The following is a 4,995-nucleotide window of genomic DNA, read 5'->3' as shown; positions in this document are numbered from 1 at the left end:
CGTACAGGGCTTTTTGCTATGTGGAATTTGGGGTTTTTTGTTCGATGTTTGTACTGGTATTGGCGTTTGTTACTCCATTACGGCCCACAAAACCCGAAGTAACGGGGTTTGGGATCGGTTAAACTAGCCACAACTAAGTCACTCATGAGTAATATTGTTATGTCGATTGGCGACACTTCTCTTCAGTCTCTGAATACCTTTTCTCTTGCAGCCCATGCTGCTGAAATTACTTTTGCTCACAATGCAGAACAGTTATCAGATGCCTGGAAATTGGCGCAGGAAAAGCAGCAGCCCTTTTTGCTTTTAGGTGAAGGTAGTAATGTTCTTTTCCTTGAGGATTTTGCCGGAATCATCGTTCTTAACCGGATTAAAGGTATTGAGCTGATTGAAAATGCCAATGAATGGCTCATGCATGTGGGGGCCGGTGAGAACTGGCATCAGCTGGTTTGTTATGCCCTGGAGCATAATATTGCCGGTCTTGAGAATCTTGCCTTAATTCCAGGTTGTGTCGGTTCGGCCCCCATTCAAAATATCGGCGCGTATGGAATCGAGTTGCAAAGCATTTGCGATTACGTTGATGTTTTGGATCTTAAGGCTGGGAAGGTTACCCGTTTAACGTCTGCTGAATGCCAGTTCGGTTATCGCGAAAGCATTTTTAAACATGCGTATAAAGAAGGTTACGCCATCGTCGCTGTCGGACTCAAGCTGGTAAAACAATGGCAGCCAAAACTTACTTATGGTGATTTAAGTCGTCTGAGCCCTGAAACTGTGACTCCCCGCCAGATCTTCGATTCCGTATGTGCGATGCGCCAAAGTAAGTTGCCAGACCCTGCGGTGACGGGTAATGCGGGAAGCTTTTATAAAAATCCGACCGTCGATGCCTCTGTCGCCAAAAGAATCAGTCTAGAGTATCCCTCCATGCCTGCTTATCCTCAGCCGGATGGGCAAATTAAACTCGCAGCAGGCTGGTTAGTAGAACAGGCTGGTCTGAAAGGCTTTAGCATTGGCGGCGCGGCTGTCCATGATAAACAAGCGTTGGTGCTGATTAATAAAGACCATGCCACCAGCGCAGATGTACGCGCACTGGCTAAATACGTGCGTGATACTGTGGCTGAAAAATTTGGGATCTGGCTCGAACCAGAAGTCCGTTTCATCGCCTCTCAGGGCGAAGTGAATGCCGTAGGGGCGTTGTCATGAAAGATATTACGGTTCCGTTGCAGTTAATCTCTATCCTGGCTGATGGCGAGTTTCATTCTGGTGAGCAATTAGGTACGGCCATGGGAATGAGTCGTGCGGCGATTAATAAGCATATTCAGACGGTAAGGGACTGGGGGGTAGATATATTTACCGTTCCTGGGAAAGGTTACAGCCTTCCGCATCCGATCCAGTTGCTTGATGAAGCTAAAATTCTCGAGATGCTCCCATCTGGGAAAGTTAGCGTTCTGCCTGTCATTGATTCAACAAACCAGTATCTGATGGATAGAATCGGCGAGCTGAGTTCTGGCGATGCCTGTGTGGCCGAGTATCAGCAGGCGGGGCGTGGTCGCCGGGGCCGCAAATGGTTTTCGCCATTTGGCAGCAATCTCTATCTTTCAATGTACTGGAAACTGGAACAAGGCCCAGCCGCCGCGATGGGACTCAGTCTGGTGATTGGGATAGTGATGGCCGAAGTGCTTCAGCGTCTGGGAGCCAAAGATGTCCGGGTTAAATGGCCTAACGATCTTTATCTTAATGACCGTAAACTGGCGGGGATCCTTGTTGAGCTGACAGGTAAAACCGGAGATGCCGCGCAACTGGTTATCGGTGCGGGTATTAACCTCAAAATGCGTGAGCCTGCGACTGATACGATTAATCAGGGCTGGATTAACCTGCAGGAAGCCGGCGTTAATATAGATCGTAATGAACTCACTGCCACACTTTTAAATGAGCTACGTTCTGCTTTACTGCATTTTGAGCGTGAAGGACTGACACCGTTTATCGCCCGCTGGCGTGGTCTGGATAATTTCCTTGATCGTCCGGTTAAGTTGCTGATCGGTGAACAGGAGATTCATGGTATTGAACGTGGAATTGATCCTCAGGGCGCTTTGCTGCTTGAGCAAGACGGAGTCGTTAAGCCTTATATCGGTGGGGAAATTTCACTGCGTGGCCTTTGATCAAAATAAAGGAGAGCCCGGCTCTCCTTTATCGTTATATCGATGGATGAACGTTTATTTTCTCAGCCGGACACTTTCGACCGCGTGATTGGCGCTCTTTGTCAAAATCAGACTGGCTCGCTCACGTGTTGGTAGTATGTTTTCTTTCAAATTCAATCCATTAATCTCATTCCATAACTGCGTCGCAATATTCACTGCTTCTTCTTCTGGCAGTTTTGCATAGTGATGGAAATAAGAATCTGGATCGGAGAAGGCGCCCTGACGGAATTTGAGGAACCGGTTGATGTACCAACCCTGTAATAAGTCTTCCGGAGCATCAACGTATATTGAGAAATCAACAAAATCGGAAACAAATACATGGTGCGGATCGTGCGGATAATCCATTCCACTTTGCAGTACGTTAAGCCCCTCCAGAATCAAAATATCCGGTTGCTCAATGACTTTATTTCCCTCCGGAATCACATCATAAATAAGATGTGAATAGACCGGCGCAGTCACATGTTTAGCACCTGATTTGACTTCGGAAACGAAATTGACCAGCTGATGCATATCGTAAGACTGCGGGAAGCCTTTTTTCTTCATGATCCCGCGCTCCTGGAGCGTCTTATTAGGATACAGGAAACCATCAGTCGTAATCAGCTCAACAGAACGATGCTCTGGCCAGCGGCTCAGGAGTGCCTGAAGGACACGCGCCGTGGTGCTTTTACCAACTGCAACGCTGCCCGCAATACCAATCACATAGGGTATTTTTTGCCCGTCGGTGCCGAGGAACTGCTCGAGCACGGCCTGGCGGCGCAGGTTGGAGCTGATATAAAAATTGAGAAGGCGCGAAAGCGGCAGGTAGATCTGCGCCACTTCTTCAAGGGACAAGTCCTCGTTGATGCCTTTCAGGTTTACCACTTCCGCTTCTTTAAGCGTGAGGGGTACTGAATCTCGTAAGGCTGCCCACTGCGCACGGTCAAACTGCAGATAAGGAGTTGCCAAAGATGGGTCTCTTTTTTTCATAAGTTAAAGTCTGCCTGTTAGCGCAGGTCAGGAAAGGCGATCACGCCAACTCCAGACAGTAAACCAGCAGCATATTATAGACACCTTAATTTTTGGGGGAGATCTTTTTCTTATAACTTATCGATTTCTTTGATTGAGTTTAAAAATTTTTAAGAAAGTTATGCAAACAGGGAAAAGTCTCTTGTAGTGCGGCGTGCGATTCACCGCACCATAGCGGACTAGAAATGAGGATAGGACGCGGGGCTAAAGAGGGAGAGCTGCTTGTAATAGACCACTTCTTTTTTTCGGCTGTAGCCGGTCGTGTCGTGCCTACATTCTATGCAGCGATATCCCTGAGAGCGATAGAAAGCTTCAGCCTCTGAGCCTGACTGCATATCTGAGGAAAGCACAGTGCAACGCAAATCCTGAGCGGTGTTTTCCAGAACTCGCATCAACTTTCGTCCCACACCGCGACGTCTCGCCCGAGAACACACCAGCAGGGTGCTAATTTCAGCCTGATGGGATAGCTCAGTCTTACCGGCTAAATCAAGCTGAACGGTACCGACGACACCCTGCTCGTCTCTGGCAATCCAAAGCAATACTTCGTTTTGAGAAAGAGCAGGGCGCAAATCATGAAATGAATCTTCAGCCTGCTTTTGTTCCATAACGTGAGGGAAGCCTGCAGAAGCTCCCTGGCGGTTAGCCTCTACCAGCAATCGCGCGAGTTCATCTCTGTAGACCGGTAATGTCGCGGCATTAAGCATAACAATCTTCATCGCTGCACTCCTTGGATGATAAAAACAGTACGTTCATAAAGGAGGTAGCAAAAAATACGCCAACAAATTCGGCTGTAAAATCAGCCTCCGTAAAAGAGAAAGCAGCTTTTCGCGCTCATTACTGAAGCAAAGGTACTTTTGTGGTGCATAAGCCTGGCTTAAATGTAGGTAAAGAAGGTTTTTCAGAGAGCAACCGGAAAACAACAGAAGGTAGCGGCTGCCATCACCGCGCAGGGAAGCAATATTTTCGCGCGTTATTTAACCCTTTAAACCCTTAAAAATGTAAAAAAACAGGTTTTTTGAATAAAACATGAGCGATAGCGCAAAACATGCAATTTTTTTGTTGCATACCCCTTAAAGTCTCCCTAGAATGCGCAGCACTTGATGCCGGCATAGCTCAGTTGGTAGAGCAACTGACTTGTAATCAGTAGGTCCCGAGTTCGACTCTTGGTGCCGGCACCATTCAAGTACTAACAATTAGGTGGGGTTCCCGAGCGGCCAAAGGGAGCAGACTGTAAATCTGCCGTCATCGACTTCGAAGGTTCGAATCCTTCCCCCACCACCATACAAGCCTTAGCAATGAGGCAGCTTGAAGTGAAAGAGTCGCTTCAAGTGAAGGTGAGGAATTAAGTGTCTCACGTCCTTTTCCCCGTCTTCGAAGTTCTTCAGAACAATCAGGTAGCCGAGTTCCAGGATGCGGGCATCGTATAATGGCTATTACCTCAGCCTTCCAAGCTGATGATGTGGGTTCGATTCCCACTGCCCGCTCCAAGTATGTGCTGATATAGCTCAGTTGGTAGAGCGCACCCTTGGTAAGGGTGAGGTCGGCAGTTCGAATCTGCCTATCAGCACCACTTCCAAATCCTCCCTCCTGATTTTCTTTCTGTAAACTAATTCGTCAAGCAAATGCTTGGTTGATGTGGTGATACCACCGATTTAACCGTGTCTTAGAGGGACAATCGATGTCTAAAGAAAAATTTGAACGTAACAAACCGCACGTTAACGTTGGTACTATCGGCCACGTCGACCACGGTAAAACTACCCTGACTGCAGCAATCACCACCGTTCTGGCTAAAACCTAC

Annotated in this window: 5 protein-coding genes and 4 tRNA genes; 7 read left to right on the top strand and 2 right to left on the bottom strand. The window is 47.7% G+C overall.

Annotated features, from left to right (window positions below; genetic code table 11):
• The first annotated feature begins 159 nt into the window (after nucleotides 1–159).
• Nucleotides 160–1,197: a UDP-N-acetylmuramate dehydrogenase gene (gene murB / locus ACM615_RS23840; RefSeq protein ID WP_132967439.1), complete on the top strand. Its 1,038-nt coding sequence runs from the start codon at nucleotides 160–162 to the stop codon at nucleotides 1,195–1,197.
• The gene (birA, locus tag ACM615_RS23835) at nucleotides 1,194–2,153 is read left to right on the top strand and encodes a bifunctional biotin--[acetyl-CoA-carboxylase] ligase/biotin operon repressor BirA (RefSeq protein ID WP_112291822.1); all 960 of its coding nucleotides are present in this window, start codon (nucleotides 1,194–1,196) and stop codon (nucleotides 2,151–2,153) included. Before murB ends, birA begins: the two co-directional genes overlap by 4 nt.
• 54 nt (nucleotides 2,154–2,207) lie before the next feature.
• On the opposite strand, the gene coaA is transcribed toward birA, so the two are convergent.
• Together coaA and ACM615_RS23825 are read right to left on the bottom strand one after the other, a co-directional pair.
• On the bottom strand, nucleotides 2,208–3,158 hold the full coding sequence (coaA, locus tag ACM615_RS23830) for a type I pantothenate kinase (RefSeq protein ID WP_112291820.1): 951 nt from the start codon (nucleotides 3,156–3,158) through the stop codon (nucleotides 2,208–2,210).
• Between the two features lie 218 nt (nucleotides 3,159–3,376).
• On the bottom strand, nucleotides 3,377–3,913 hold the full coding sequence (locus ACM615_RS23825; protein ID WP_431012622.1) for a GNAT family N-acetyltransferase: 537 nt from the start codon (nucleotides 3,911–3,913) through the stop codon (nucleotides 3,377–3,379).
• A gap of 386 nt (nucleotides 3,914–4,299) precedes the next feature.
• Between ACM615_RS23825 and ACM615_RS23820 the strand changes: the two genes are divergently transcribed.
• The 5 genes from ACM615_RS23820 to ACM615_RS23800 form a co-directional block, all read left to right on the top strand.
• Nucleotides 4,300–4,375: transfer RNA gene (locus ACM615_RS23820), tRNA-Thr, on the top strand.
• An 18-nt stretch (nucleotides 4,376–4,393) separates the two neighbouring features.
• Nucleotides 4,394–4,478: transfer RNA gene (locus tag ACM615_RS23815), tRNA-Tyr, on the top strand.
• A 131-nt stretch (nucleotides 4,479–4,609) separates the two neighbouring features.
• Nucleotides 4,610–4,684, top strand: a tRNA-Gly gene (locus ACM615_RS23810).
• Nucleotides 4,685–4,691: 7 nt separating this feature from the next.
• Nucleotides 4,692–4,767: transfer RNA gene (locus ACM615_RS23805), tRNA-Thr, on the top strand.
• A gap of 108 nt (nucleotides 4,768–4,875) precedes the next feature.
• On the top strand, nucleotides 4,876–4,995 hold a 120-nt coding region (locus tag ACM615_RS23800; protein WP_431012559.1), incomplete at its 3' end, for a GTP-binding protein.

Origin of the sequence: Rahnella sp. PAMC25617 (assembly GCF_050606005.1) — a bacterium.
GTDB classification, from domain to species: Bacteria; Pseudomonadota; Gammaproteobacteria; order Enterobacterales; family Enterobacteriaceae; genus Rahnella; species Rahnella variigena.
This window is presented reverse-complemented; position numbering and strand designations above follow the sequence as displayed.

Bases quoted from the DNA above. Each gene is read 5' to 3' on its own strand.
- murB (WP_132967439.1), top strand. From the start codon at position 160: ATGTCGATTGGCGACACTTCTCTTCAGTCTCTGAATACCTTTTCTCTT.
- ACM615_RS23825 (WP_431012622.1), bottom strand. From the start codon at position 3,913: ATGAAGATTGTTATGCTTAATGCCGCGACATTACCGGTCTACAGAGAT.
- birA (WP_112291822.1), top strand. From the start codon at position 1,194: ATGAAAGATATTACGGTTCCGTTGCAGTTAATCTCTATCCTGGCTGAT.
- coaA (WP_112291820.1), bottom strand. From the start codon at position 3,158: ATGAAAAAAAGAGACCCATCTTTGGCAACTCCTTATCTGCAGTTTGAC.